Genomic DNA, 26,357 nt, shown 5'->3' on the forward strand with positions numbered 1-26,357 from the left:
GGCATTTTTTAGCTGCTATTTACTAATTTGATCCAAATAACTCGCCTGCACTAGGTAGTACAACTGGAGTATCCAAATCACAGAGAATAGAGAGCTGTTCTAATATTTTTACCTTTTTGATGTTGTTGATGTCGGCTATACCACCCAATGCTAGTGCAGGTGAAAATGTATACATTTCATCATGCTCTAGCATTCCGTACTTTTTTAGGCAGCGCTGAAACAGTGGCTTATTGTTTTTATCATAGTAGTCAACTCTCTTTTTACTTTTAAACATAAAAAAAACTCCAACTGCTTTATCTATTTCTTCTGCGCTGAGTGTTTTTTTTGCTGCTTCACCAGGAATAATGTTGTTTAGGTGTGGATCAATAATTGTTGTTGAGTCACTTTGACTTCCTCGAATATATAATTCGCCAAAAGCTGATCTTGCAATTGCGTAAAAATTTTCTCTTCCCCACATTGGAGTTTTTTGTAGCCACTTATCGACAATGTTTTGATAGTCTTGTGGATTTACTATCCAGAATAGCCCTTCTGCAAAACCAGAAAATCCATATTCAACCCAGTAATTTTTCAGTTTATTGGGTATTTTTTCGTGAAAGTGCTTTAGCGTTTCTTCGTTGACCGGAATGGAGGAGGTGATTGGAGAAAATCCCTCCTCATTCAAAAATTCATTAAAATATTCATCCATATTTATACCCTCTTTTACGGACAGCGATGCATGTTAACATTCATTTTGTAATCCCCTTGGCCATTTGCGATTGCCTCTGCTGCTGCTTTGTCTAACTCAGTGACACGACTTTTCCATTGAGCGCCGATAGATTGGTTGACGCTTCCATCACCAAAGTCAGCAATAATGTCTTTGCCGCCTGCAATCATATCTGGATTATGTAATGCATTAAGTGTCTTCATCTTATCATCTGCCATACTCTTAGCTTCTGATTTTGATTTGGCAGCACCACTTTTGAAATAATTTTCGGCCAGTTCTTCGGCATACGCCTCTCTTTTGGCTGCTGTACTAGCTCTTTTTCCTGTGTATGCTTTCCTTCCTTCTAGATATTCCTTTGCTGTCATATTATTCAAGCCATCTTGCTGGCCTTTCAGTTGGCGGTCATATTCTGCCGGGGTTCCTTTGGCATTCTTCTTAAAGCAAGGCACATCTGTTTCTTTTAATTTTTTTGCCGGAACAACAGAAGGTTTTTTACCCTCCGGCAATTCCGTCTTAACTGGTTTTTTCGTATCAACATTAACACGAACTTTTTTGCGCAATTTTTTGCGCTTCAATAATTTCCCTAAACTTCTAAATATCGAGCCAAGGCTTTTTAGTTTTCCGGCATGGCGGATTTTACTGGCGCCTTGGGCGACGTTGCCTACGCCGCCGGTGAACATGAGGAGTAGTGCGGTGAGGACGATTTCAAATACGCCGCCACCGGCGAACTCTGCCCATTCGATGCTGGATTGCGCACCGGCGTAATCTTTACCAAATTGGGTGAGCATGTCGAGCGATTCTTTGTCGTCGGCGATGAAGGCGGTGATTTCGTAAGCTTCGGCAAAGAGTTCTTTGAGGCGCTGCAATCCTTCCGATGATAGGTGTTTGGCGTCTATGCCCAGAATGCGGGCGATGTCTTTTATCTCTTCATCTTGCAGGTTTTTGGCAAGGCTTTGCTTCCATTGTGCGGAGGTGAGTGTGCCATCGTAATAGCTTTTGTAGCCTGCGTGCAGCAGGTTGTTGAGCCGTTCCAGTGGGTTCAGGTATTGGGCGACTTCGGCGGTTTTGACTACGACATCCTTAGCGAAGGTGACAAGGCCTACTGCGCCATTCCAAAAGCCTTTGGCATAGGCCCAGTAATGGCTGCCCGCCTGTTGCAGTGCATTTTGTTGTGCGAGTTCTTTTTCATGTTTGGCGGCTTCGGTTTTTTGTTCGGCGACTATCGTATCTAACACGGCTTTGATATTGGCGCGGGTTTGTTTGAGTTCGTCTTCTATGTCGTCCGATACCAATTCAAATTCGACCGAGCCGGGTGGCAAATTGCTGAGGCAGGCCTGGCCTTGGTCGTTGAGTTTGCCGGCCCAGGTCATGCCTTCGCTGTCGGTGGCGAGAAAGCTGCCTTTTACCGGTTTGCCATTGGCGTATTTGTATTCCACCTGTACCCAGTGTGGTCTGTCCGGGTCGGTGATGCTGGTGACGGCTATGCCTTCGCCTAGTTGGGTCATACTGAGATCCTTTCTGGTATTACACCGATAGCGGCGCGATAGGCGCTATCGGAGGAGGTGCACACAAGGGCATTGGTGGGTGTTGATGATGTAAGGCAGTTTAAGGCGGCAAGTGCAATGAGGGCGCCGCCGGTGGCTGCACCCAGATCGCCGTAACAATCAGCGGGGTGCTCGTGTTTGAAATGAGCGAGCCTGTGGCTTGAGCGGGTCATGGCGACGCCAAATTCTTTTGCCCAGTAGTGCTCGCCATTCATGCTGCTGAACACGGTGCTGATGGATGCTGGTTCCGACAAGTGGGACAGCGCGGCTTTTACCGCTGTGTCCAGTCCGTTGCCTTGATAGGGCTGTTCGCTGTAAATATGCCCCGGCTCCTCGCCGAAACCTAGCTGGCTCAGGGTAATGCGATACCCATTCTCGTTCATGGCCAGTGCGGGATTGGTGGTCAGTAATAAAAAAGCGATGCCTTCGCCGGGCACAAAGGTATCAGCCATACCCTGAGGACTTTCGGATTTAAGGCGGCCATCGCGATCCAATAAGTGCAGCCAGTGAGTGTGTTGGCAGCAATCGACACCGCCGACCAGCACTTGCTCGACATGCCCAGCTTCCAGGTAATGCTGCGCTAATTTGATTGCTTCCAGCATGCCGGTGCGCCCGGTGCAGAGGATGCGGCTGGCACTGTAGGCTATGGGAAGCGCCGCTTGTTTGCGCAGCAGGGAGAGGAATTGGGTGGGCAGTTGGTTGTCCAGGCCTGGATAGTTTTCCGGTCCTGCCATAATCAATGGGATCGGCTCGCCTTGGTGTCCTGCAAGTATATCGAGCGCGCCAGTGCTGGCCATTTGTAACAGGCGTTCGTCGCGAAAGCTCAGGTCCGTGTCTTCCAGATCTTCAGCCAAGGGCAGCAGTGCGCCGTCGGGTATCAGGGACAGTGTGATTTGGTGATGATCAGGGGTGTGATAATTCGCCGACTGATAAGTGTTAATGCCTGCGCGATAGGCGTAAAAATTACTGAGGGAATTGGGGCCGGCAGCGGTAATAAGGTGGGTTTTGGCAATATAGGTGGTGCGCACGCGACTAATCTCCCTGTTAGGTCGCGGTGGATGCTAGCGATTCCTTTCGCGTAAAAAAACCTACTGGCGCAAACTTTTTGTGATCGCTATCAATAATATTTCAACTGCGTCGCCTTACCCCAAAAGACCTTATAGGAAAAAATGGTGTAAATAATAATGGTGGGTAATACCACTACGATGCCGTACAAAATAAACATGAGTGATTCCGGGGCGCTCGCGGCTTGCCAGATGTCGAGCTGACCGGGTACTACATAGGGGAAGAAGCTGTAAGCCAAGCCGATAAAACTCAGCAGGAAAATCATGCAGGCGGACGCGAAGGGAATCCAGCAGCCGAAGTCGTTGGGGTAGGGGAATAGTTTTAAATAGCGCTCTACGATAAACAGCAGTAAAAAACAAAATACTGGAATAGTGAGCAGCACAATAAAGAGTGGGCTGCCAAACCATTTGGTAAAAATGGTTTCGCTTACCAGCGGGTTGACTATAGAGACAGCAATAATCCCTAGAGCCATTAACCAACCGCAGCGGCGTGCCCACACGGCGGCGCGCTGTTGTAATTCACCTTCGGTTTTCATCACCAGCCACGCGGCGCCGATAAAACTGTAACCCGCTGTCACACAAATGGCGCTGAGCGCGGCAAAGAAAATGGCGGCAACACTTTGTTCAAAGCCCATCACATACATACCCAGCATATAGCCTTGCGATAATGTTGCGAGCAGTGAGCCGGTTTTGAATATTTTGTCCCATAGTTCTTTGTGATCGGCTGGCGCCTTGGCGCGGAAGTCAAAGGCAACACCGCGCAAAATTAATCCGGCGAGCATCACGGTGATGGGTAAATACAAATGAAATAAAATCAAGCTGTGTGCACTGGGGAAGGCGATTAACAAAATGCCTATACCAAGCACCAGCCAGGTTTCATTCGCGTCCCAAAAGGGGCCAATGCTGGCGATCATAGTGTCGCGCTGCTGTTCATTGTTGTTGGGCAATAAAATACCAACGCCCAGGTCGTAGCCATCCAGAATTGCGTAGATGAAAAAGGCGAGCGCCATAAGGCCGATAAAAATAACGGGCAGCCAAAAGGCTTGTCCGGTGAGTTGGCTAATGTCTGTCATGTATCGCTCCCCTTTTAGTGTGCGTTCTGCGCGCTGATTAATTTTTCTTGCAGTGTTTCTACCTCTTCCGGGCGATCCACCAACACCGATTTTCTCGCCATAAGAAACAGGGTGCGTACATAAGCAAATAACAAAACAACATAGAGTGTGAGATAAACCGTCAGGGATATTCCCACATTGGTGGCCGGTGTTTTGGTGACGGCATCGGCGGTGGCTAATACGCCGGTGACTAACCAGGGTTGACGACCAATTTCAGTCACATACCAACCGGCGAGTGTGGCAATCCAACCGGAGAAAGTCATGCCTACAAATACTTTTAGCAGCAGCGGTGGAATTTCCTGTTTGCGCCAATAGCACCAGCAGCCCCACCAGGATACCAATAACATCAAGGTGCCAATACCTACCATAATGCGGAAGCCATAAAACAACGGCGCAACCGGTGGATGGGCATTGGGGAATTCGTTCAGCCCTTTTAATTCGCCGTCCATTTTATGGGTGAGAATCAAGCTCGCCATCTTGGGAATTTCAATTGCGAATTTGTTGGATTGCGTTTCCTTATCGGGGATTGCAAACAGCACCAGCGGCGCGCCTTTTTCGGTGTGCCATACGGCTTCAATCGCGGCGACTTTGGCGGGTTGGTGATGCAGAGAATTTAAGCCGTGCATATCGCCCAGAAAAATTTGGATGGGAATTAAAATCGCTGCAGCAATCGTAGCGGTTTTTAATGCAAGGCGCGGTGCTGGTTTGTGATCGCCTTTAAGAATGCGGTAAGCGGAAATTCCGGCAATTAAAAAGGCAGCAGTTAAGCCCGATGCGACCAGCATGTGCGACAAGCGATAAGGCATGGACGGATTAAAAATAATCGCCAGCCAATCAGTGGGGTAGGCAACACCATCGCGCATTTCAAAACCGGTGGGCGTTTGCATCCAGGAGTTCAACGCAATAATCCAGAAGGCAGACATGCTGGTGCCGAAGGCCACTAAAAACGTGGCGAAGGTATGAATGCGGTTGGATACGCGATCAATCCCAAACAACATAATGCCAAGGAATGTGGCCTCCAGAAAAAAAGCGGTCAGCACTTCATAACCAAGCAAGGGCCCCGCAATATTACCGACGGTTTCCATGTAGCCCGGCCAGTTGGTGCCGAATTGAAAACTCATGGTAATTCCGCTGACCACGCCGAGTGCAAACGTCAGGGCAAAGACCTTGACCCAAAAGCGATAGGCGCGCATCCACACTTCATCGCCGCTGCGGTTGTAGCGAATTTTGAAATAAAACAAAAACCAGCACAGCGCGATGGTAATAGTGGGAAACAAAATGTGAAAGGAAATATTCGCCGCGAATTGGATGCGCGAAAGGATAAATGTGTCGAGCATAGCGGGTACCTCGGTCAATTAGGTCGTGGATTCTTTTTTACCGCCGAGCAGGCGATCTTTCATATCCAACACTTTGCCAATACTGCTGCCGAGCTTGAGTAGCTTGCCGAGGTTGGCTGAGTCCAGACGCTGAATTTCCTGCGTCCAGAGAGTGATCATTTCAATCAGTTCATGCATTTCACGCATGCGTTGCTGGGCATATTCTTCTTCGGGATTAGCTGGCTTTTCGATCAGCAAATTGCGCAAGGTGGACAAGGTTGGGTCGATTTCGCGTTTGCGACGCTGCTCAATCAGGGTTTTGGCTATATCCCAGACATCGCCCGGCGCCGAATAAAATTCTTTGCGCTCACCGGGGCGATGCTGCAACTTCACCAGCTCCCAGGACATTAATTCTTTTAAGCCCATGCTCACATTGGAGCGGGAAATACCCAGCGCTTCAGTCATATCATCCGCGCAGAGCGGTTCTTTACTCAGCACCAGCAGCGCATACATTTGCCCCACGGTACGGTTAATCCCCCAACGGCTTCCCATTTCGCCAAAGTGAAGGATGCAGGATTGGATCATCGGGGTCAGAGCAATGGGCATTTGCGGGATTCCTGTAATTTCAGTAATTACTGAAATTACAGGAATCATTGATGTGGGTCAATATAAATTGTGGTGAGTGTGGTTCGTGAGTGAAGATTCCAGTCTCACGGGAAGATTTGTTGCCCCTGCAATTTATCCATGGAAACAACAACCTTACCCTTGGCTCGACCCTCTTCGAGATAAGCCAGTGCCTCTTTGGTTTGATCAAACGTGAACACCTTGTCGATCACTGGGAGGATTTGCATAGCCTCAATCAGTTTGCCAAGTTCGGCAAGCTGGCGTCCGTCCGGATGTACAAACAGGAATGAATACTCCGCAGCGCGTTGTTTCGCTTGGCGAATTATTTTGCTGCTTAGCAACCCAAACACAAATTTCATCAAAAAGTTCATTCCCCGTGCGTGGGCAAAGGCGATGTCAGGTGGCCCAACCAGCGAAATCACATTGCTGCCGGGTTTTACAATCTGCAGCGATTTTTTGATTTCGTCGCCCCTGAGAGTACCCAGTACCAAATCGTAGCTTTGCAGTACCTTTTCAAAGGCCTGCTTCTTGTAATCAATGATTTCATCCGCCCCCAAGCGTTTAACTAAATCGATATTGGTTGTGCTGGTGGTGGTGCCTACGGTTGCGCCAAGGTATTTGGCGAGTTGAATAGCAAAGGTGCCAATACCGCCGGAACCGGCGGGGATAAATACTTTCTGCCCGGGTTTGATCTGGCCTCGCTCTTTCAGTGCTTGCCATGCGGTAAGTCCGACCATGGGGATCGAGGCTGCTTCTGCAAAATCCAGATTTGTTGGTTTTAAAGCAGCCGCGTGCTCGGCCACCACGGCATATTCCGCAAGGGTTCCATTACCTGAATCAAAGGTGCTTGCAAAGATCGCATCACCCACCTTAAAGCGGGTAACTTGGCTGCCCACTTCCACAACAACACCGGCGACATCGCTACCCATCACTGCCGGTAGCTGGAATTGGAGAATCGGCTTGAACATGCCTTTCGGGATCATGTTGTCTATTGGGTTCAAGCCAACTGCATGAACTCGAACGAGTACTTCGTTGGGCTTGATGCTTGGCTGGGCAATATCGGCAAAGGCGAGCTGATCGGACTTGCCATAGCGTTTGAGGATAAGTGCTTTCATTTTTCTGCCCCTATTCAAGCATCAAGTTGCAAGCTTTTGCGAATGCCAGAATCCAAAAGGCCTGTCGGCGCGAAGCGGCGCATAAACTGCAATTGTGCGGCGGCTTTGCCAGCGGTGTAGCGGCGCCTGGGTTTTTCGGCGCGAATGGCAGTGAGTACTACATCCGCCACTACTGAGGGTTCATCGGCATTTTTCATCGCCTCGCCCACGACCTGTGCCAGGTGTTTGCGCAGTGACTCGTATTCGCCACGCTTGGTATCTGGCTCGATATTGTTCGCCTCGAACTTGGTTTTGGTATAGGCGGGTTCAATCGCCGAGACTCTGATGCCCTGAGTACGCAATTCATGATCCAGCGATTCCGAATAGCCTTCAACCGCATGTTTGCTGGCGACATAGAGCGCCACGTAGGGCATTGGCACCACACCGAGAATAGAACTCATGTTGATAATCCGGCCGCTGCCTTGGCGACGCATTTGCGGTACCACGGCGTGGGTCATGCGTACAACGCCCAGAAAGTTGGTATCGAACAGCGCCTTGGCCTGCTCGATGGAGCTTTCCTCGGCCACCGCTGGTGCAATACCAAAACCGGCGTTGTTTACGAGCACATCAATCCGCCCTTCACGCGCCAACAACTTTTCAACTGCGGTGGCGACGGACGCATCGTCAGTGACATCCAGCTCCAGCATCGGGAAGCGATGCTGGCCAGAGGTGGCGCCGCGTCTGCTGGTGCCGTAGACCTTGTAACCCTCGGCAATCAGTTTGTTGGCGATGGCTTCGCCGATGCCCGACGACGCGCCGGTAATGAGTACGACAGGTTTAAGATTTTTCATAGATGTTATCTGCGCAAATGACAGTGAGAGGTTCTTGTTAATCAGCGTGTTGATAGCGCTCGGCGGCTTTGGCCTGATTGATGTCAGCCAGCAGCGTTTGCCGCGCGCCATCAAGAGCGTCCCAGCGTGCCGCGTTTTGCAGCGGTGGTATGGTGATCCGTTCGCGGCGATCAAAGCCGACTAGTGCCGCATCCACCAAGTCATCTACTTTCATCATTGCTGGGAAGCTGCTGATGTCGATGCCTGCGCGATCCCAAATTTCGGTGTAGGTTCCGGCAGGAAGTACTGCTTGGACATAAACCCCTTTAGCTGACAGTTCCACTTGCAAACCTTGCGATAAAAACAGCACAAAAGCTTTGGTCGCGCCATACACCGACATTTGGAATTCGGGCGCGAGGCCAACCACAGAGCTGATATTGACGATGGCGCCTTTACCTGCTTGTACCAAGCGCGGCGCTATTGCGTTTGAAAGTCGTGTCAGTGCGGTGATATTGAGTGCGATCAACTGCTCAATGGCGTTAGGCGTCTGCTCGATAAAGCCGCCAGACTGGGCGATACCGGCATTATTGATCAGTGTTCCGATGTGTTCGTCATCGCGCAGGCGCGCTTCAACAATGGCCAGATCACCGGCTTTAGTCAGATCGGCAGGCAGGACATCGACCTTAACGCCGTATTGTTCATGCAGGCGATCTGCGAGTGCATCCAGTCGCGCTTGGTCGCGTGCAACCAACACCAGATCATGGCCGCGTTGTGCGAAACGGTCGGCATAGGTGGCACCAATGCCAGTAGAGGCGCCGGTAATCAGAACAGAATTGAGTGTAGTCATGGGATTTGCTCCGGGTTAATTTGCATCTGCAAAGGTTGGGTAATCGATATAGCCTTCCGCGCCGCCGCCAAACAGTGTTGCCGGGTTGGGGCTTGCCAGCGGTGCGCCCGCCTTAAGGCGTTCCACCAAATCGGGGTTGGCAATAAAAGGGCGACCGAAGGCGAACAAATCCGCCTTACCGTCGGTTAGACGAGTGGTTGCCAGCTCAAGGTTGTAACCATTGTTGGCCAGGTAGGTGTGTTTAAAACGCTGGCGCAAGGCGTCGTAGTCAAATGGCGCCACATCGCGCGGACCACCGGTAGCGCCCTCGACTACATGCAGGTAAACAATCCCCAGTGCGTTGAGTTGCTCCGCGATGTAGTTGTATTGCGGTTGTGGGTCGTTGGATGAGATGCCGGAAGCGGGCGATACGGGCGAAATACGCAGGCCGGTGCGCTCTGCGCCAATCTCCTTCACTACTGCGGCGGTCACTTCCAGCAGCAAACGTGCACGGTTTTCGATAGAGCCGCCGTAAGCATCAGTGCGCTGGTTGGCGCCATCTTTAATGAACTGCTCCAACAAATAGCCATTGGCGCCGTGGATTTCTACACCATCAAAACCTGCTGCAATCGCGTTGGTAGCAGCCTGGCGAAAATCATTCACTATGGCGGGAAGTTCGGCGAGTTCCAGTGCGCGGGGTTCGGAGGTATCCGCAAAGCCATTGTTGAGAAAAATCTTGGTCTCCGCGCGAATAGCAGACGGGGCGACTGGTGCAGCACCATCAGGCTGAAAATCCACATGGGACACGCGACCCACATGCCATAACTGGATAAAGATGCGGCCACCTTTGGCATGCACGGCATCGGTGACCTTGCGCCAACCGGCGATTTGCTCGGCAGTGTAAATACCGGGGGTATCCTGATAACCCTGCGCTTGGGCAGATACCTGAGTTGCCTCGGCGATGATCAAGCCTGCTGAAGCGCGCTGGGCGTAGTAGGTCATGGCCAGCTCGTTGGGAACTAAACCGGCACCTGCCCGGCTGCGGGTCAGGGGCGCCATAACGATCCGATTGGCGAGGGTTAGTGAGCCAAGGGTGTAGGGTTGGAACAAGCTATTGTCGGTCATGTTTATTCCCGCATTGATTGATATCTGGTGGGTGATTAGTTGTTGTTTTAATGATGATGATCGTAATCTAAGTTGTCAAGCGGTTTGATTATGGTTGTCATCAATGTATTATGAATGTCATGTTTTGTGGGTTGAGGGTCAGGCAATGAAGGTTTCAAAAGCACAGGTACAAGAGAATCGGGCACGCATCGTTGCGATGGCTGCGATGCTGTTCCGCGAGCGCGGCTATGACGGTGTGGGGGTGGCGGAGTTAATGGCGGCTGCCGGTTTAACCCATGGTGGTTTTTACAAGCATTTCAAATCCAAAGCCGATTTGATGGCGGAGGCAGCGGCTGAGGGGCTGGCGCAATCAGCAGCCAATACGGCTGAGCTGGATGTAGTCGCGTTCGTGAATCAATACCTGTCCCGGCAGCACCGCGACGCGCCCGGTGTTGGTTGCACTATGGCGGCATTGTGTGGTGATGCTGCACGTCAGCCGGAGTCCATTAAGGCGATATTTGCAGCCGGTATTGAGCGTCAACTCGCGGTGCTGGAAACTCATCAGAACGTGGATGAGGATGCAAAAAAACACGCGCGTGCGATGATGATTGAGACTATGGCTCAGGCGGTGGGCGCAATCGTGTTATCGCGCGCTTGTCCGGATGATTCCCCATTAGCGGATGAAATTCTGGAGATTTGTCGAGCGCGGATTCTCGGTCAATATGAGCAGGAGAATGAAATGAAAAAATCATCGGAATAAATTCTGATGCACTGTTTCCCGTGGCTCATCGCCTGCGACAATTTGCCTCATTGTTGTTGTCGTTTCTTTTATCTAACCTTGTCCAAAATTTTTATTATTGATAATGGGCAAGGTTATGGAAAAAATAAATTCTGCAAATATTTTTAAATCGTTGGCAATTAAATTATCACTCGCCTGTATTGCGGGCGCATTGTTAACGGCGTGTGGTGGTTCCAGTTCTGGTTCATCTTCCTCCAATAGCTCATCCAGTTCTTCATCAAGTGTGTCGTCATCAAGTTCAAGTGTGAGCAATGAGCCGGTGGCGATTACTATTCCATTTTCTGCTGTTTCCGGCAGTACGGATATTAATTGTGCCGCCACGCTCGAAGGCTTGGGTACAGTGAGCACTCGCGCAACGATTGCCGATTTCCGTTTCTACGTGCATAACCTGCGCCTCGTAACGTCAACTGGTGAGGAATTGCCAATTACGTTGGATGAAACGGGTGTTCAGGCAGACAATATTGCGCTGCTGGATTTCCGCGATAAGTTGGGCACAGGGGCAACAGCATGTCAGGGCGATGCTAACCCAACCATGAATAAACAAGTAGTGGGCAAGGTATTGATTGGTAATAACACCATTGCCAGTGTGCGTTTTGTATTGGGTGTTCCTGCAACGCATAACCATGCCGATCAAACACTTGCCAAAGAGCCGTTAAAAACGCCGGGGCTTTCTTCCGGTATGCACTGGGGTTGGAATGTAGGTTATAAATTTACAGGCCTTGATGTATTTACAGCGGTGCCCATTACGCGCCCGAGCGATGCTAATTGGACTAACTCGCGCTGGAATATCCATTTGGGTAGCACCGGCTGCACGGGTGATGCCGTGAGCGGTGGTGCAGTGACCTGTACTGCTGGAAATCGTGCAGAAATCACTTTAACGAATTTTGTGGTGGGCGAATCTACCATTCAGTTGGATTACGCCAAGTTGGTTGAACACAGCAACATGGGCGAAGACGGCGGCGGTCCGGCAGGTTGTATGTCGGGTGCCACTGACCCTGAATGCGCCACTATTTTTGCCAGCCTTGGTTTGGCGCACGCGACACAAACAACGGCACCTTCTGCGCAAACTGCATTTTCTATTGTGAATAAATAATCGGGGCAGCGGTTGCTGATGAGCGCTGTGAAAATTATTTATCTGTTAAGCGGCGCCTTGTTGTTGAGCGGTTGTTATGGCGGAAGCCAAACAACCGTGAACGATACCGCTGCTACTGCTACGGAGTTCAACTGGAATTTGCCACCACAAATGGCACTTCCCGTTGAGCCGTTAAATAACCCGGTTACCGAAGCAAAATTTCAATTAGGTCGTCACTTGTTTTATGACAAGCGGCTGTCCGGTGGTGGTGCGATTAGTTGTGCATCCTGCCACGAGCAAAACAAAGCCTTTACCGATGGCAAGGTGCGCCCCCGTGGCGGCGCTGGTGATTTACATCCGCGCAATTCGCAAGGATTGGCAAATGCCGCTTGGTTTGCCACAGTCACCTGGGGCAATCCCTCTCTCACCACACTTGAGCAACAAATCATGTTGCCGCTATTTGGTGTGGATCCTATCGAACACGGTATTAACGAAACCAATCATCCGTCCATTTTACAATCCATCGTTATGGATGATCGCTATCAACAATTATTTGCTGCGGCTTACCCGAATTCCGCGCCGATGGAGTGGTCGCATATTGTTGAATCCCTCGCGACATTTGTACGCGGCATAACGTCTTTTCGCAGTGCTTATGATCGTTACGTTGCAGGTGACCAAAGCGCATTAAGCGATAGCGCAAAACGCGGGCTGCAATTATTTAACAATGAGCGACTGGAATGTTTTCATTGTCACGATGGCCATTTATTTACTGACTCGGTGCGCGACCGTTCCATGCGCGTGGTGGAAACGCCATTTCATAACACGGGTTTGTACAACATAGATGGCCTTGGTGCCTACCCTGAACCCAATACCGGTGCCCACGAAGTGACCGGGCGCGCCGCTGAAATGGGCGCATTTCGTGCCCCGAGTTTACGCAATGTGGCGGTCACTGCGCCCTACATGCACGACGGTAGTATCGCCACCCTGGAGGAGGTTATTCGCACCTATGCGGCGGGCGGGCGAAATATTACTGAAGGCGAATTGAGTGGCGATGGACGGCGCAATCCCTATAAGGATAGTTTTATCGTCGGGTTTAGTATCAGCGAGGAAGAAATCGCCGATGTAATCGCGTTTTTAAACAGCCTGACCGACGAACAACTTCTTATCGACTCTCGTTACGGAAATCCATTTGAATGAGCTGCCCATCGCGTTTGTTAGCCACTGCCTACGGCAGTGCACTCTTGTCTTTCTCGGCGAATCTCTTTGCACACGGTTTAGCAATGGATAGCCCCAGAACAACGGCGCTGGATGCTGCGGTAGTGGGTACTTGGCGCTCGGCAGCTGCGGTGGATGACAATACCGCATGGCGCATGCCCGGGTTTTTAATGGGTGGTGAAAGCTGGCCAGTGGATGAAGGTGTCAGTCTCGATGAGGTGAACCTGAGCGGCCAGTATGCCATCGACCCGAATGTGTATGCCGTTGCTAAAGCGGGTATACACGGTGGAGGCAAGGGCAGTGATCACGGCGACACACTGGAAGTGCAGCACGCCTATTTGGGCTGGCGCAATACCTGCGCACCTTTTTGTATCGCCGTTGAAGCGGGAAAAATGTCGGCATTGTTTTCCCCTGCGATGGCAGAGCATGCATCCACGCGGTTGCTGAGCGAATCCTCTTTGTTGTTGGATACCTTGTTCGGACGCGACTTTCACGATCAGGGGGCGCGTATTTTATGGCAGTCCCCATGGGGAATCAGTGGCGGTGTAGAGCATTGGCGCGGTCAGGCTTTTCCATCAACAGCGACTGACGATGGCGGGAATAACGATATTTTTATTCGCTACGATGTTCACAGCGACACAGTGACCGCTACGCTGGGTGGTTGGGCGATGCGCGCCGATGCGGAAAACCGTATTGATCATCGCTACAGTGCCGACCATTCCCATGGCAATAACACTACGCCTTTGTTTCCGTCGGTAGGTTTTACAGGCGCCACCGATTTGCAGGGGCTGCACGCCAGCGCGCGCTGGAAGTTGTCGCACGCCTGGGCCTTGAGTGTCAGCGGTGAGTGGATGAATGCGGATGCAGATGGTTTTTTACAAAACAATCAGCGCACGGCGAATCTGCGGAGCCAAATTCGTGGCTATTGGGTACAACCGGCTATTCACTGGCGCGCTCATACCCTCGCTCTGCGCAGTGAACAATTGCAGGCAGACAATTATCTGGAAGGGGCTGGTGCACCGGCTCTGACCTTGGATTCAGGCCTATCCACCAATGGCTACACGCCGGAGCGCCTTTCATTAGTCTGGTTGTGGCAGTGGAAGTCTAACCTCGCCCTGCGCGTGGAGGCGGTTGATGATCGCAGCTTGCCGGACGATGCGTCGCGCATGGCCATCGGCATTGTGTGGCGCCAAAACCTATGGCGCGCCAAATAACGCCGTGTGTGTGCAATTGCCCCCATAAAAAAGGGAGAGCCAGTAGATCGGCTCTCCCTTTTTTATTCACCGGCTAACACCGGCAGCAAAGCTTAGTTACAAATTTCGCGGCCACCGCCTGCGCCCTGGCTATTACAGGTCGCGGTGGTAATACAGCTGCGGTTGTTTTCCCAGCCCCAACCGCTGGCGGTATTTTTACAGGTTGGGTAGAGCGTGCCCCACCAGTTGCATTGGCAATTGCTGCCTGTACCACCGGTACTGCTGGCGACACTGCTGCTGGAGCGTGGTGCGCTGCTCGTCGTTGCGGTGCTACTTGCTACTGCAGTGCTACTGGTGCTGCCACCGACGGGTGCCACGGCGCGACCGGTATTGGGGTCAATTCTGCCCGGGCACAGTCCTTTGGCGCGCAGGTTGGCGGCGATTTGGGGGATGGCGGCATTGGTGTTGTTGTAGTTGGCGTCGTGCATCAGGATAACCTGACCGTTTTGCAACCGGTTAACGGCGTTGGCGATTGCTGAGGCGCTGGCGCCATTCCAGTCTTGCGAATCCACATCCCAGGTAATGACACGCATCCCCAGCGCTTGCGCGGCTTGCTGCACATTGTTGTTGCTTTCACCGTAGGGTGGGCGGAACAGTGTTGGTTTGGGGGCGCCGGCATTTTGAATCGCCTGACTGGTGCGATTGAGCTCATCGTAAATCTGTTGATAGCTCATGCTGGTCAAGTGCGGGTGGGTATAGCTGTGGTTTTGCACTTCGCCAACTGTGCGCTCCAGGGCGATTAGCGATGCGTTATTCGCTACGTTCTGGCCTTGGTTGAACCAGGTAACCGGAGTGAGGTTGTGTTGCTTGAGCAGGTTGATCAGTGTGGTGGTGTTATTGCCGGGGCCATCGTCAAAAGTGATACCGACATAACCGCTGCAGCTGGGATTGCCGCCAGTGTTACCGCTACTGCTGGCAACTGAACTGCTGGTGTTGCCGCCGGTATTACCACTGCAATTGCCGCTAAAGCAGTCATAGGTGTAGCCAAACCCTATGGCTCCGTTACAGTGCATAGTTTCGGAGTTTCCACCGCCGCCACAGGAACCGTTGGCATAGAGCCCGGTGTTGTAGGTCATATCCTCCGCTTGACGGATTTCGCCATTGACCTGGATATAGTCCACAAATACATCGCGACCGGTGGCATCGTTATCAAACTGCACCTGGATATCGCCCGAAGCGCTGCCGCTGTAGATGTAGTTTTGATAGCTGGTGCTCAGTGTCCAGTCTGCCACCACAGCGCCACCCACGCGCAGATTGATATGCTCGCTGCCCAAGGCGCCGCGCGCACGAACCACAATGCCGCCGCTAGCGCCAGGGTTGCCACCGCCTGCGTTGCTGCTTGCCGCCGAACTGGTGGCGCCAGTGCTGCTACCAGTGCTGGTGCCTTCACTGACGGTGATATCCGAACTGCCGCGACTTTGATAACCCTCCGTCGCCAATACCATGTAGTCATGGGCGCCCAGGTTCAGGCCTTTGCTGGCCCAAAAGTTAAAGTGGTTGGCAACGGTAATCGTACCCGAGATAGCACCAAAACCTTTTTTGGGATTGCGCACACTAAAGTATTGGTAAAAGGTTTGATTGCCATCGATAGATGGCTGGTTAACCCGCTGGCAGCGGCGCACATTGTAGGTGGCGCCATCGCTTTGGAAACTGCCGTAGTCGGTGCCTCCGCTACAGGATGCCGGGTTGTAGGAGCCGTAGCTTTCAATGACGTAGTATTCAATCAATGGGCTGCGGGTCCAGCCATAAAGGGCGAGGTAGGAATTGTCCTGTGCAGTGATGTTAAAACTGCCCGTGTAATTCACGATCTTGGCACCGCCGGGATTCCACCCTTTACCGCCCACCCAATTGTTGGTGCTATTGGACCATTGGGAGGTATAGCGGCCACCGGCTTGCAGGCCGAAAGAGGCATCGCCAGAGTCTTTCCAAAACGAATAATAAAATCCGTTGTGGGTGCCGGTGGCGTTACTGGTCAGTGTTTGTGCATGCACGGCTGTGCTGCACAGGAGTGTTGCGGTGCAAAACACCGCGGTGTTAATCAGTGCCGAAAAGACACCTTTGCCGACTGTTGTGAATGTCATTATTGATCTCCAGATTAGTCCCTCAACCAATACCGCCTGTAGAGGAGGTGGGCTGCTGTCGTGCGGATCCTGTTTATTGCAAACAGGCGTTTTTTTCGGGCGCTGTACGGCATGTTATTGTTGTAAAAAAGCAGCGCGGTGATTCCGAAGTGCGCTTGTATATATCCCGGATTTACTTATTGTCAATAAAACCATATTAATATGGTCACAATAACTATATGTTGTTTATTGGTGCGACAAATTGCTCACATAAAAGCGCCAGTGAGTAACATTTTTTTGCGGTTAAATCGATTAGCACATTGGCGCGATTATCCTCAGTGCGTGTATATTCGGCGCCGTTTTTCTTCTATTGAGTAATGTTATGGCTGGTCCAAATTGCAATCCGGATGTCGACGTTTTCTTGCATGACCTGCAACAGGCGTTCAAGGCTGGTGCCTTGCAGCGTTTGGTGCTGTCCAAATACAAAGGTGGCGATGCGGATTTGAACCGTATCACCATTCGCCCGGTGCAGATTAAAGAGCAAACATTGTTATCGTTTTTATACGAATATCGCACCAACCATGTGACAAAAAATGTCGCGCTGGAGGAGGTAATAGCCCAGTTGCAAGCCTGGCTGGGCAGCGATTTTCACAATGCCCATTTGATTACCGATGACTGGGAAATCCAGTTAAGTTTCAGCAAAAAAGGCAAGGTGCTGATTAATAAAAATCGCAACAAACAGCCAGTGATCACGAGCGATAGTAAAACAACGCCGCTGGAGTTGGCGCACAATCGTAGCAAGCTGCGCTATGTAGAACAGGGGCGACCCTATTTGCGAGAGCTGGGCATCACCGATGCCAATGGCCAGATTATTCCGGCTATGTCGCGCAAGTGGAAACAGATCAATAAATTCATCGAAGTCTTATCTACCGCCATCCAGCAAACAGGGCTGGATAAGCGCGATGAATTGCATATCGCCGACTTTGGTTCAGGTAAAGCCTACCTAACCTTCGCCGTTCACGATTATGTGAGTGCAAATCTGGGGGTAAAAACCCAAGTGACGGGTGTGGAGTTGCGGCAGGGACTGGTGGATTTATGCAATCAAACTGCGCAAAAATTATCGCTTGTGGGCATTAAATTTGAGCAGGGCGATGTGCAGCATTTCGCCGCGCAGAACATCAATATTATGATTGCCTTGCACGCTTGTGATACCGCCACCGACTACGCACTCAACATGGGTATTCGCACCGGTGCCGAGATTATTATGTGCTCGCCTTGCTGTCACAAACAAATTCGACCGCAATTAAAAAGCCCCGCGTTGCTCGCACCTTTGTTGCAACACGGCATTCATCTCGGGCAAGAAGCAGAAATGCTCACCGATGGTTTGCGCGCACTCTTGTTAGAGGCGAACGGCTACGATACCAAGGTGTTTGAATTTATCTCGCTGGAGCACACCAGCAAAAATAAAATGATCCTCGCACAAAAACGCAAAACGCCACGCGACAATAGCGAAATATTGCAACAGATCGCTGACATCAAAGCGTTCTATGGGATTACAGAACAGTGTTTGGAAACACTGCTGCAGAACTAGCTGCGTACGCGGATTGTGTTAGCGTTTGTATTGTGTGGGGCAATAGCCGCGATTAATTTCAGGTGAGCGCAATTGCAAATGTTTGGTTTTTCGCCCGCTGACCCGTTCGCGCCACAAGCGAAATGATGAGGGTTTTAGCTCGCGCCGCATCAATACACGCACATCCGGCTCGCCTAAACCATAAAGTGTTTTTATGGCTTCAAACGGTGTGCGATCTTCCCATGCCATTTCAATAATGCGCGAGATGTCGGCGGGGCTAAGTGTGGAATATGTAAGCATGCTGCCACCTGTGAACTTTCAGGCTTTTACGTTCCCGTAGCAATGTGGATCATCCTGGCTTCATAAAAATCCCGGCCATCAGCGATGGTCGGGATTTTTGTTTTTTATCATTTGTTATTATTTCAATTTCATGCAGCTCGCGTAATAACTTACGCTTGCTGGCCAATCAGAGAAAATACCGATCACGCCGACATCCTTCGCCAGCACATGCAAGGCATCCATCATGTCGCCATCGTTATTAATTGCAGCGTTGATGGTTTGGTAGTACCAACCGCCACCGTTTTTCAGCGGGCCGGAGCGTTCGAAGGACCAAGTTATCATTTTCAGACCGGCCTTTTTGGCGTTGCGCGCGTATTCGGATGGAATAATTTTATTGTTATTGTCTAATGCCAGCAGAGCCCAAATCGGCGGTGCGACAATCTTGAAGCCTTCGTCGGCATACATTTGCAAATCATTGGCGGTCGGCAAATCGGCGGTGGTGTTGGCATCATCCAAATAGACGGCTTGTTTGCCAAATGTCGGTTCGTTTTTGATCCAGTAACGAATATCCTGAATGTCGAATGACTGCGGCCAAACGTCGTGTGCTTTTATGCCAGCAGCTTTGTATTCGTTAATCATTTGTTGTGCGTACATAGCTTGGGTGTAGCTTCCGTCAAATGGCATGGGCACGCTGGCCGATTTTAATTCCGGGGTCATTTTTACGCCTAGTTTTTTAAATAATTGGATGCTTTCAGCGTGAGTCAGTAGCGTCCCTTTGCTTGCGTATAAATCAGTGCGCCAGTTAGCGGTACCTTTTAGATATTCATCAACACTTGTGGCTTTTGGATTGAAGGCATCCATTTTGCCCTGCAAGGTTTTAAATTCGGCGAGGGTGATATCACTGGTGCAGCAATTAGCACTTGCAGCTTTACCGCTTACCGGATCAAACGGCGAAAAATTCTGGCTGCATTTGCTGGCGAGTGGTGTGGCGAGAATATTGGTCGTGGTGTGCAGATCGCATTGTGAATGGCGACACACGAGTTGTTTATCTTTGGTGAAGGTAACATCGCACTCCAAAATGCCGGCGCCCATTTTAGCGGCGGCTTCGTAAGATTCTTTGGTGTGCTCAGGAAATTGCAAAGGTGCGCCGCGATGGCCAATAGAGAAATTCGTTTTTTTGATGGGGCTATTTATGCAGCTCTGTAATTTCTTTTTCAGTGCGCTTTCATCCATATCATTGACTAAAAAATAGGGGCGAGGGCCGAGCTGAAGGGTGGTATTTTTTTCATCATCTTTGCGGGGTTGGTTGTCCTTATCGCCATGAGCGCAGGCGGTGACGGGGACAATCAACCCCAGTAATAGCGTGATCGCCAGTAAATGAATTGTGCGCGACATTGGAACCTCCTTGGGGTGGGATGGGTGTTTCACTGCAACCCTAGTGGTCGAATATGACGGTAATTTTCTGATTTGATGACAGATTAGTGATCTGCTGTGTTACTGAGCGGTGCGTCGCATCTTGGTGAAATACCGTGAAATAGTAAACTTCTCAAATTGCGCTAGGATAAGCACCATTGTATCGCTGCCGTATTAAGGATTCGGATCTATGGCTAATAATATAAACCCCCTGATTACCCAATTACTCGCGTGCACTACCGCAGGCGAGGCCAAACCGGTGGTTGATGAACTGGTACGGCAACTGTGTGAGATTACCGCACTGGATTTACACCCGGCGCTGTTTCTGGATGAGCACGCCACCATCACCCCACAGGGTAAAGCGGTGTCACCTACCACGGCAGCGCAGTGCGCCGAGGATGTGCAGCGCACGCGGGTATTTATGCAGGCCGTTTATGCGGCTATCCAGCAAAAGTTGCAACACAAGGATTCGCAAGGCATCTCCCTACTGTACGCAGGAACCGGCCCTTTCGGATTGTTGTTAATCCCTCTTTTACCTCTGCTTGATGCGGCGCGGGTGCGCGTTACTCTGTTGGATATTCATGCCGAGTCCCTGGCAAAACTACAGCAGGTGATTGATTATCTGGGCGTTAGTCATTTTGTTGCCCACAGTGAACAAACGGATGCCTGCACCTGGCAAACCGATCAGCGGTATGACCTGATTATTTCTGAAACCATGCGCCAAGGCTTAATACAAGAACCGCAGGTCAGCATTTTTAGTCATCTGCAACAATTTTTAAAAGACGATGGATGGTTGTTGCCGGAAATTATCCGCCTGGATTTATGGCTGAGTTCGGGTGGTAGTCCCGCGCTGGGTGCGAGCGGCCCCCCGGATGTGCATTTGGGGCGCGTGTTGCAACTGGATAAAGCCAGTGCGATACAAATAGGACGTGGCGATATGTCTTGTGCGCAGGGCAGTTTATGGGTGCCGGACTACGCTAGCCGGTTGAAGCACTTGAAGTTAACTACCTTTATTCAAGTGTTTGGCGATTATCAATTGCACGAGAACCAGTCGCAGCTCACGCTGCCATTATTTGAGCGCAATGCGCGAGTTCAGCCGAATTCCCTGCTGCGCTTTCACTACGAATTGGGCGCTTATCCCCAGTGCGTATTTGCCTATGAAAAAATGCCCGCGCTGACAGTGCATTCCCTACCCGATAGCCTGGAAAAAAATGTGCAGGGCATTTATCACTTGCCACGGCTATGGCACAAGGTTCAATTGCGCAAACAGGCCGGCACCTCGTCTGACATTGCGCAGCAGTTAGCGGATATTCCCGCCAGCGAATGGCTGTTGGATCGCATCTTGTTTGATCAGTTGGGGGCGGGTTTGGAGCCGGCGTTGCAAAAATGCTATGCGGCGCACGAACTGGCGGAGTTTGAGCATTGGTTGGCCAATGAAACCGTGGGTGATATGACGCCTGAGAAAATCCAGCGTGCTAATCAAGCGATTCTGCACTTTATCAACAATGGCACCAGCGGTTTGGATGACAGTCTCGCGTTACCGCTGGATGCGCAACAACTTGCTCACTGGGATGAGCAGGGCTATTTGGTGGTGCCTGGTGTGTTATCGCCTGAAGAGACTGCAGCAGTGCGCGCGGCCATTTGCGAGGAGTTGCAAATCCGTGAAGATGATCCGGCGACCTGGTACCGGCCTGCGATGCCGATGCAAAAAATTATGGTGCAATTATTTACACACCCGGCGTTAGAGGTGGCGCGAAAGTCTGATTACATTCGCCGTATTTTCCAGCAACTCTGGCAGCGCAATGACGTGGTGATGGCGACGGATCGCGTCAGCTTTAATCCGCCGGAAACCGCGACCTGGCAATTTCCCGGGCCAGCCATGCACTGGGATGTTGACTTGGTTGCGCCCATTCCTTTTGGTACCCAGGCGTTAATTTACGTGACGGATGTGGCTGAAAATCAGGGCGCGTTTTCCTGTGTGCCAGGGTTTCATAAACAGATTGATGAGTGGTTGGCGCAACAGCCGCGGGGTGTTGATCCGCAGCAACAGGACTGGTCGCAATGGTCGATCAAGCCGATTGCCGCCAAGGCCGGTGATTTGATTGTCTGGCATCACGCCTTGCCGCACGGCAGTAGTCCCAACCGCGCGCAGCTGCCGCGAATGGTGCAATACCTGAATATGTATCGTTAAAGCTTTTATGTCGCCCTGTTTTGGCAGGGCGAGGCTTCGCTAGTATTTACTCGTCATGGTTATAAGGATTGAACCACAGGGATGCATCATCCACGGGTGTTTTTTTCGGTAGGCCCGGGTTTTCCAACTGGATGAGGGTGCGGTTTTTCAGGTTGGCTTTGGTCATTACATCTTTTACGGTAGGGTCGTTAAAAAAGTATTCTTCAAAACTGCCGTCAGCAATCGCAATTCGCAAGCCCCGTTCAATATCTGCTGCCAATTTAGTGTTGGATTTATTCACAAAAAAATAAAAAGGATTGATATAAGAGAGCAGCAGGTTTTGTTCTACCTCCAGCGCGAGGTTGGGGTAACGTTGCATTTCCGACCAGGGCTCATGGGCTCCACGGGGAAAGGCATCAAAGCGCCCGCCATCCAGCATGTAAAAAAGCCCTTCGTACTTTAATACCTTCACCACATTGAGGTTGTTAGCGGTAAGCACGTTAGTGTCTGCCCAAAAACGACCTTGGCCGAGTGAGAGACCTTGCAAATCTTTCAGGGTCTTAATGCCATCAAACCGTGATTGGGTACCTTTTTTAATCAGCATTACCCGGTAGCCCAGTAAGCCGCGATAGATAGGAATACGGATAGGTTGCAGGCGCTCTTCAAGGTCATTGGTAGTCGCGTACCAGACAACATCCAACTGATTGTCCATCAGCAAACTGACAATCCGTTCTTCACTGGTATTCTGTGCGGCTTCTTGCAGTTCGTATTTCTCTGGCAGTTTGCTAAGTGCCAGTGTCAGCAAGCCTTTTGCATAGACTTCGATGCTGTTGTTGCCTTGCACTACGCGCAGTGTGTTTGCATGGCTGTTCATTGACGCACTAAGAAACACGCAAAACAGTATTGCGCAGAGTATTAAACAGGTATTACGGTTGGGACTCTGGGGCGTTTTTGCGTACATGTTATTTTCATCCACAAGTTTATTTTTATGGTTTATCCACTACGGCAAGCAATAGCAAATAGTTATATGGTGATAATGACAATAACACAAGAAAATGAAAAAACCACCGCACCCGTTGAGGTTCCATAGGAAAGGTGCGGTGGTAAAAGCGATTCACCAGTGGTCCCGCTTGTGGCTGACAAGTCGGGTACTGGCGAATGGTTGGAAGCCGGTGGGTAATTGACGCGTGCAACAACTGCTGGGGAGTAGTGATCGCACGCGGCAAAAGCACACCTGAACACGAACAAACCGCTGAGTGGTGATTCAGTTGTTTGTGTGGTTGTTAATGGCTGTGTGGGCGGCCATTAACGGTGCGGGTGTTGTGGGCGCACCCGCCTTACAGAAACCGCTGCTGCCTAGTTGTCCTTGTCCGTGGCGGCGCCGGTTTTGCTGTTCAGGGTTGCAGGTTTTTCATAGGTAAACGGCTGCAATAATTCATCGGGTTTGCCTTTGCAGGCTTTGGCTAATAATTCGCGACGCTGCGCCAATAAAAGCCCAATCGCTTCGCTGTGTTGCTCGTCAATACCGGGGATATTGTCTTCAATTAACTGGGTGATGTTGGCAGCGAGTTCCAGATACTTATCGTGCTCTTCTGCGATTTTTCTGTCTTCAAACATACTGCCATCCCGATCACATAACCAAACGGCGACTACTGCCATGGGGTAAATCCTCAAAAGGTTGTTACTGTTTTTATATACAGTATCTGCGAGGGGGAGGATTGTCAACCCTGTTTTCCGGCGGTGGCATCAAAAGCTCAGGCCGGCTCCCAGGGTGTAGCTGTAATCGCGTTGGTCAATATTCTGTGTGATCTGTGCTAAAGCGGTGGGCGGCATTGCTGGCGGTTCAGCGTGTTGTTTTGCACACAAACTCCGGTGTGTCATAGCCCCATACTACACGTGCTTCGCCCTGGTGCTCCCAAAAGCTCTCGTTGCGCCCTTCGTACTTGCTGCCGCTGGCGGCGGGAACCTGATACATCAGCGACACGGAATCGCCGCGCTCGGCAATGAGGGTAGGTGAATCGCTCTCGTAAAAGGTTACGATGAGTTCATCGGCAGGGGAATCGCCGCATTGGAATCGAATGGGGCCAATGCTTTCTACCAGTTGATAGTGGGCTTGCAGCTCGGCAATCCGGCGCTGATATTCGGTTTTGGCACAGCCTTTTTTATCATCTGCCTTCCAGCAGTCGTTGCGTCCTTTGATCCAGCCGCGCTGCCCAGTTGTCAGGAGTGGTGATTGTTGTTCCTGTTCCTGGACTTTTTGGCTGGCGGCGGCATAAACGGCTGCCAATTTTATATCCAGTGCGGCCAGTTCGCTGTCCTGGCAAATCAGGGTTTCAATACTGCTGTCGGTTTTGGTGCAGTCAAAGGTTGGCGCAATCGATGGGCGAGGTTGTGAATAATCGACAGTGTGATCGCAGCTGCCGTCATTTTCGCAATCATTGATGCCGTCCTGATCGGCATCCCAACTTGGGTGCATGGTTTTGGCGACGGCAGCGGCGCTGGTAGAGGGCGACGTGGCATGGCTGTCCTCCGTCTGTTGGTTGCAGGCTGCCATCAGTGCAGCGGTGCTGATAATGACGGCAGCTCCAACGCGCGATAGGTTACGCATAAGATTCTCCTTGATCCCCATGACTAGGTGTTGTGCCTGAGTATATCAGCCGTTGATAATGCTGCATCTTTTTACCCCCTGCAGGATTTGCTGTGTCTAACGCCGAGTTGCCCTCAAGCCCATCCCCCGAAAAGCCAGCCAAGCCCAGAAGCCTGCTGCGTTCCAGTTTGCTCACCGGCTCCATGACCATGATATCGCGGGTGCTGGGATTGGTTCGCGATATAGTCCTGGCAAGTGTGTTGGGCGCGGGTGGAGCGATGGACGCTTTTGCCATCGCGCAGAAAATCCCTAACTTCTTTCGCCGCTTATTTGCCGAGGGCGCCTTTTCCCAGGCTTTTATTCCGGTGCTCTCGGAGTACCGCGAGAAAGGGACCCATGCGGCAGTGAAGGAGTTGGTTGATAAGGTGGCCGGTTGCCTCGGGTCAATCTTGTTGTTAGTCACAGTGATTGGTGTGGTTGGTGCAGTCGGTTTTGCCTATATCTTCGGTTATGGCTACGCCGATGAGCCGGAGAAGTTTTCGCTGTTAACCGACTTGGTACGGATCACTTTTCCCTATTTGATGTTGATTTCGCTCACCGGGTTTGCCGGGGCAATCCTGAATAGTTACGACCGCTTTGCGATCCCGGCCGTGACACCGGTATTTCTCAATATTTTTATGATCGCTGCCGCGCTTCTTGTCGCAGATTTCTTTCCTAATCCCGCCTACGCATTGGCGTGGAGTATTGTGGTGGCAGGTATTTTTTCGCTGCTGTTCCAATTGCCGTTTTTGCGGCAGATTCATCTGCTGCCATCGCCCAAGCTGGATTGGTCGCACCCCGGTGTTAAACGCATTTTGGTGCTCATGGCGCCGGCACTGTTTGGGGTGTCGGTAAGCCAGTTGAACCTGTTGCTGGATTCGATTATCGCCACCATGCTCGGTGATGGAGCCGTGAGCTGGTTGTTCTATTCCGACCGCTTGGTAGAGCTGCCGCTGGGGGTCTTCGGTGTGGCGATTGCGACGGTGATCATGCCCGGCCTCTCGCGCTTGAGTGCGGCACAATCGGGGGAGAAATTCAGCCAGATGCTCGATTGGGCGATTCGTTTTGTGGTGCTGATTGCACTGCCTGCAACGCTCGCGCTGATCATTCTGGCCGAGCCGATTCTTTACACGCTCTTCTATCACGGCAAGATGGAATCAAGTGATATTTTGATGTCGTCCTACAGTCTCAAGGCCTACGCGCTCGGCCTGTTCGCCTTTATGTTGATCAAGGTGCTGGTGCCTGGTTATTTCGCGCGTCAGGATATGAAATCGCCCGTGCGTATCGGGATTATCGCCATGTTTGCCAACATGCTGATGAAGCCTGTTGTGGTGATTCCGCTGGTGATTCTGTGGGGGATGGGGCATGTCGGTCTGGCTTTCACTACGGCGATGGCCGCCTATGTCAACGTTTGGTTGCTCTACCGTGGATTGCGCCGTGCGGGCGTATATACGCCCGCCGCCCAGTGGCCGCAGATATGGCTGCGCTACGGCGCTGCCAACCTGATGATGGTGGCGGTGCTGGCGGTATTCCTGCTGTTGTGGAATGGCTGGCATGAATGGTCTGTGCTGGAGCGGGTGCTGCGCTTGGCGATAATCTGCGCGATCGGCTTTGCCACCTATCTACTGATGCTCTTTGCGGTAGGCGTGCGTTTGCGCGACTTCAAGGCGCAACAGTGATTGG

At 51.2% G+C, this 26,357-nt stretch carries 23 protein-coding genes; 7 read left to right on the forward strand and 16 right to left on the reverse strand.

The window, feature by feature from the left end; genetic code table 11:
- Positions 1 to 22: 22 nt before the first annotated feature.
- The 10 genes from B0D95_RS17515 to B0D95_RS17560 all read right to left on the reverse strand — a co-directional run bounded on the left by B0D95_RS17515 (position 23) and on the right by B0D95_RS17560 (position 10,238).
- The gene (locus B0D95_RS17515) at positions 23 to 685 is read right to left on the reverse strand and encodes a GAD-like domain-containing protein (protein ID WP_078045100.1); all 663 of its coding nucleotides are present in this window, start codon (positions 683 to 685) and stop codon (positions 23 to 25) included.
- A 14-nt stretch (positions 686 to 699) separates the two neighbouring features.
- The gene (locus B0D95_RS20890; protein WP_246841649.1) at positions 700 to 2,208 is read right to left on the reverse strand and encodes a polymorphic toxin type 15 domain-containing protein; all 1,509 of its coding nucleotides are present in this window, start codon (positions 2,206 to 2,208) and stop codon (positions 700 to 702) included.
- Entirely contained in the window at positions 2,205 to 3,275 is a 1,071-nt protein-coding gene (locus B0D95_RS17525) for a beta-ketoacyl synthase N-terminal-like domain-containing protein (RefSeq protein WP_078045101.1), read from the reverse strand. The genes B0D95_RS20890 and B0D95_RS17525 overlap by 4 nt, the downstream gene beginning before the upstream one ends.
- Before the next feature lie 89 nt (positions 3,276 to 3,364).
- Complete coding sequence (locus B0D95_RS17530) at positions 3,365 to 4,384, reverse strand: cytochrome d ubiquinol oxidase subunit II (protein WP_078045102.1); 1,020 nt, start codon at positions 4,382 to 4,384, stop codon at positions 3,365 to 3,367.
- A 14-nt stretch (positions 4,385 to 4,398) separates the two neighbouring features.
- On the reverse strand, positions 4,399 to 5,760 hold the full coding sequence (locus tag B0D95_RS17535; protein WP_078045103.1) for a cytochrome ubiquinol oxidase subunit I: 1,362 nt from the start codon (positions 5,758 to 5,760) through the stop codon (positions 4,399 to 4,401).
- 18 nt (positions 5,761 to 5,778) lie between these two features.
- The gene (locus B0D95_RS17540) at positions 5,779 to 6,345 is read right to left on the reverse strand and encodes a GbsR/MarR family transcriptional regulator (RefSeq protein WP_210403644.1); all 567 of its coding nucleotides are present in this window, start codon (positions 6,343 to 6,345) and stop codon (positions 5,779 to 5,781) included.
- Positions 6,346 to 6,449: 104 nt separating this feature from the next.
- On the reverse strand, positions 6,450 to 7,478 hold the full coding sequence (locus tag B0D95_RS17545) for an NADP-dependent oxidoreductase (RefSeq protein WP_078045105.1): 1,029 nt from the start codon (positions 7,476 to 7,478) through the stop codon (positions 6,450 to 6,452).
- 14 nt (positions 7,479 to 7,492) lie between these two features.
- Entirely contained in the window at positions 7,493 to 8,308 is an 816-nt protein-coding gene (locus B0D95_RS17550) for an oxidoreductase (protein ID WP_078045106.1), read from the reverse strand.
- Positions 8,309 to 8,345: 37 nt separating this feature from the next.
- Positions 8,346 to 9,134, reverse strand: a complete 789-nt coding sequence (locus tag B0D95_RS17555; protein ID WP_078045107.1) for an SDR family oxidoreductase — start codon at positions 9,132 to 9,134, stop codon at positions 8,346 to 8,348.
- Positions 9,135 to 9,149: 15 nt separating this feature from the next.
- Complete coding sequence (locus B0D95_RS17560) at positions 9,150 to 10,238, reverse strand: alkene reductase (RefSeq protein ID WP_078045108.1); 1,089 nt, start codon at positions 10,236 to 10,238, stop codon at positions 9,150 to 9,152.
- Between the two features lie 145 nt (positions 10,239 to 10,383).
- Between B0D95_RS17560 and B0D95_RS17565 the strand changes: the two genes are divergently transcribed.
- The 4 genes from B0D95_RS17565 to B0D95_RS17580 all read left to right on the forward strand — a co-directional run bounded on the left by B0D95_RS17565 (position 10,384) and on the right by B0D95_RS17580 (position 14,517).
- Entirely contained in the window at positions 10,384 to 10,977 is a 594-nt protein-coding gene (locus tag B0D95_RS17565) for a TetR/AcrR family transcriptional regulator (protein WP_078045821.1), read from the forward strand.
- A 115-nt stretch (positions 10,978 to 11,092) separates the two neighbouring features.
- Positions 11,093 to 12,109, forward strand: a complete 1,017-nt coding sequence (locus tag B0D95_RS17570; protein WP_168172476.1) for an MbnP family copper-binding protein — start codon at positions 11,093 to 11,095, stop codon at positions 12,107 to 12,109.
- Positions 12,110 to 12,136: 27 nt separating this feature from the next.
- Positions 12,137 to 13,285, forward strand: coding sequence for a methanobactin export MATE transporter MbnM (locus B0D95_RS17575; protein WP_210403645.1), 1,149 nt, complete (start codon positions 12,137 to 12,139; stop codon positions 13,283 to 13,285).
- On the forward strand, positions 13,282 to 14,517 hold the full coding sequence (locus tag B0D95_RS17580) for a hypothetical protein (RefSeq protein WP_078045111.1): 1,236 nt from the start codon (positions 13,282 to 13,284) through the stop codon (positions 14,515 to 14,517). Before B0D95_RS17575 ends, B0D95_RS17580 begins: the two co-directional genes overlap by 4 nt.
- 92 nt (positions 14,518 to 14,609) lie before the next feature.
- Here the strand turns inward: B0D95_RS17580 and B0D95_RS17585 are convergent, their stop codons facing one another.
- On the reverse strand, positions 14,610 to 16,637 hold the full coding sequence (locus tag B0D95_RS17585) for a glycoside hydrolase family 11 protein (protein ID WP_078045112.1): 2,028 nt from the start codon (positions 16,635 to 16,637) through the stop codon (positions 14,610 to 14,612).
- 361 nt (positions 16,638 to 16,998) lie between these two features.
- On the opposite strand from B0D95_RS17585, the gene B0D95_RS17590 reads away from it, so the two are divergent.
- Positions 16,999 to 18,207: an SAM-dependent methyltransferase gene (locus tag B0D95_RS17590; protein WP_078045113.1), complete on the forward strand. Its 1,209-nt coding sequence runs from the start codon at positions 16,999 to 17,001 to the stop codon at positions 18,205 to 18,207.
- 18 nt (positions 18,208 to 18,225) lie between these two features.
- On the opposite strand, the gene B0D95_RS17595 is transcribed toward B0D95_RS17590, so the two are convergent.
- Together B0D95_RS17595 and B0D95_RS17600 are read right to left on the reverse strand one after the other, a co-directional pair.
- A complete protein-coding gene (locus B0D95_RS17595; protein WP_078045114.1) occupies positions 18,226 to 18,486 on the reverse strand; it encodes a TIGR03643 family protein in 261 nt (86 codons plus the stop codon).
- A gap of 117 nt (positions 18,487 to 18,603) precedes the next feature.
- Complete coding sequence (locus B0D95_RS17600; RefSeq protein ID WP_078045115.1) at positions 18,604 to 19,860, reverse strand: glycerophosphodiester phosphodiesterase family protein; 1,257 nt, start codon at positions 19,858 to 19,860, stop codon at positions 18,604 to 18,606.
- Positions 19,861 to 20,068: 208 nt separating this feature from the next.
- On the opposite strand from B0D95_RS17600, the gene B0D95_RS17605 reads away from it, so the two are divergent.
- Positions 20,069 to 22,069, forward strand: coding sequence for a phytanoyl-CoA dioxygenase family protein (locus B0D95_RS17605; protein WP_078045116.1), 2,001 nt, complete (start codon positions 20,069 to 20,071; stop codon positions 22,067 to 22,069).
- Between the two features lie 46 nt (positions 22,070 to 22,115).
- Here the strand turns inward: B0D95_RS17605 and B0D95_RS17610 are convergent, their stop codons facing one another.
- The 3 genes from B0D95_RS17610 to B0D95_RS17620 all read right to left on the reverse strand — a co-directional run bounded on the left by B0D95_RS17610 (position 22,116) and on the right by B0D95_RS17620 (position 24,656).
- The gene (locus B0D95_RS17610; protein ID WP_078045117.1) at positions 22,116 to 22,922 is read right to left on the reverse strand and encodes an ABC transporter substrate-binding protein; all 807 of its coding nucleotides are present in this window, start codon (positions 22,920 to 22,922) and stop codon (positions 22,116 to 22,118) included.
- 482 nt (positions 22,923 to 23,404) lie between these two features.
- Positions 23,405 to 23,707, reverse strand: coding sequence for a YebG family protein (locus B0D95_RS17615; protein ID WP_078045118.1), 303 nt, complete (start codon positions 23,705 to 23,707; stop codon positions 23,405 to 23,407).
- A 184-nt stretch (positions 23,708 to 23,891) separates the two neighbouring features.
- Entirely contained in the window at positions 23,892 to 24,656 is a 765-nt protein-coding gene (locus tag B0D95_RS17620; RefSeq protein WP_149867946.1) for an MliC family protein, read from the reverse strand.
- Positions 24,657 to 24,763: 107 nt separating this feature from the next.
- On the opposite strand from B0D95_RS17620, the gene murJ reads away from it, so the two are divergent.
- Positions 24,764 to 26,353, forward strand: coding sequence for a murein biosynthesis integral membrane protein MurJ (murJ, locus tag B0D95_RS17625; protein WP_371453692.1), 1,590 nt, complete (start codon positions 24,764 to 24,766; stop codon positions 26,351 to 26,353).
- The last annotated feature ends 4 nt before the right edge of the window (positions 26,354 to 26,357 follow it).

It is taken from the genome of Cellvibrio sp. PSBB023, from assembly GCF_002007605.1.
GTDB lineage: Bacteria > Pseudomonadota > Gammaproteobacteria > Pseudomonadales > Cellvibrionaceae > Cellvibrio.

What these genes read in the sequence shown, in the direction of transcription:
- B0D95_RS17515 (WP_078045100.1), bottom strand. Translation starts at nt 685, where the DNA reads ATGGATGAATATTTTAATGAATTTTTGAATGAGGAGGGATTTTCTCCA.
- B0D95_RS20890 (WP_246841649.1), bottom strand. Translation starts at nt 2,208, where the DNA reads ATGACCCAACTAGGCGAAGGCATAGCCGTCACCAGCATCACCGACCCG.
- B0D95_RS17530 (WP_078045102.1), bottom strand. Translation starts at nt 4,384, where the DNA reads ATGACAGACATTAGCCAACTCACCGGACAAGCCTTTTGGCTGCCCGTT.
- B0D95_RS17535 (WP_078045103.1), bottom strand. Translation starts at nt 5,760, where the DNA reads ATGCTCGACACATTTATCCTTTCGCGCATCCAATTCGCGGCGAATATT.
- B0D95_RS17540 (WP_210403644.1), bottom strand. Translation starts at nt 6,345, where the DNA reads ATGCCCATTGCTCTGACCCCGATGATCCAATCCTGCATCCTTCACTTT.
- B0D95_RS17545 (WP_078045105.1), bottom strand. Translation starts at nt 7,478, where the DNA reads ATGAAAGCACTTATCCTCAAACGCTATGGCAAGTCCGATCAGCTCGCC.
- B0D95_RS17550 (WP_078045106.1), bottom strand. Translation starts at nt 8,308, where the DNA reads ATGAAAAATCTTAAACCTGTCGTACTCATTACCGGCGCGTCGTCGGGC.
- B0D95_RS17555 (WP_078045107.1), bottom strand. Translation starts at nt 9,134, where the DNA reads ATGACTACACTCAATTCTGTTCTGATTACCGGCGCCTCTACTGGCATT.
- B0D95_RS17560 (WP_078045108.1), bottom strand. Translation starts at nt 10,238, where the DNA reads ATGACCGACAATAGCTTGTTCCAACCCTACACCCTTGGCTCACTAACC.
- B0D95_RS17565 (WP_078045821.1), top strand. Translation starts at nt 10,384, where the DNA reads ATGAAGGTTTCAAAAGCACAGGTACAAGAGAATCGGGCACGCATCGTT.
- B0D95_RS17570 (WP_168172476.1), top strand. Translation starts at nt 11,093, where the DNA reads ATGGAAAAAATAAATTCTGCAAATATTTTTAAATCGTTGGCAATTAAA.
- B0D95_RS17580 (WP_078045111.1), top strand. Translation starts at nt 13,282, where the DNA reads ATGAGCTGCCCATCGCGTTTGTTAGCCACTGCCTACGGCAGTGCACTC.
- B0D95_RS17585 (WP_078045112.1), bottom strand. Translation starts at nt 16,637, where the DNA reads ATGACATTCACAACAGTCGGCAAAGGTGTCTTTTCGGCACTGATTAAC.
- B0D95_RS17590 (WP_078045113.1), top strand. Translation starts at nt 16,999, where the DNA reads ATGGCTGGTCCAAATTGCAATCCGGATGTCGACGTTTTCTTGCATGAC.
- B0D95_RS17595 (WP_078045114.1), bottom strand. Translation starts at nt 18,486, where the DNA reads ATGCTTACATATTCCACACTTAGCCCCGCCGACATCTCGCGCATTATT.
- B0D95_RS17600 (WP_078045115.1), bottom strand. Translation starts at nt 19,860, where the DNA reads ATGTCGCGCACAATTCATTTACTGGCGATCACGCTATTACTGGGGTTG.
- B0D95_RS17605 (WP_078045116.1), top strand. Translation starts at nt 20,069, where the DNA reads ATGGCTAATAATATAAACCCCCTGATTACCCAATTACTCGCGTGCACT.
- B0D95_RS17610 (WP_078045117.1), bottom strand. Translation starts at nt 22,922, where the DNA reads ATGAACAGCCATGCAAACACACTGCGCGTAGTGCAAGGCAACAACAGC.
- B0D95_RS17615 (WP_078045118.1), bottom strand. Translation starts at nt 23,707, where the DNA reads ATGGCAGTAGTCGCCGTTTGGTTATGTGATCGGGATGGCAGTATGTTT.
- B0D95_RS17620 (WP_149867946.1), bottom strand. Translation starts at nt 24,656, where the DNA reads ATGCGTAACCTATCGCGCGTTGGAGCTGCCGTCATTATCAGCACCGCT.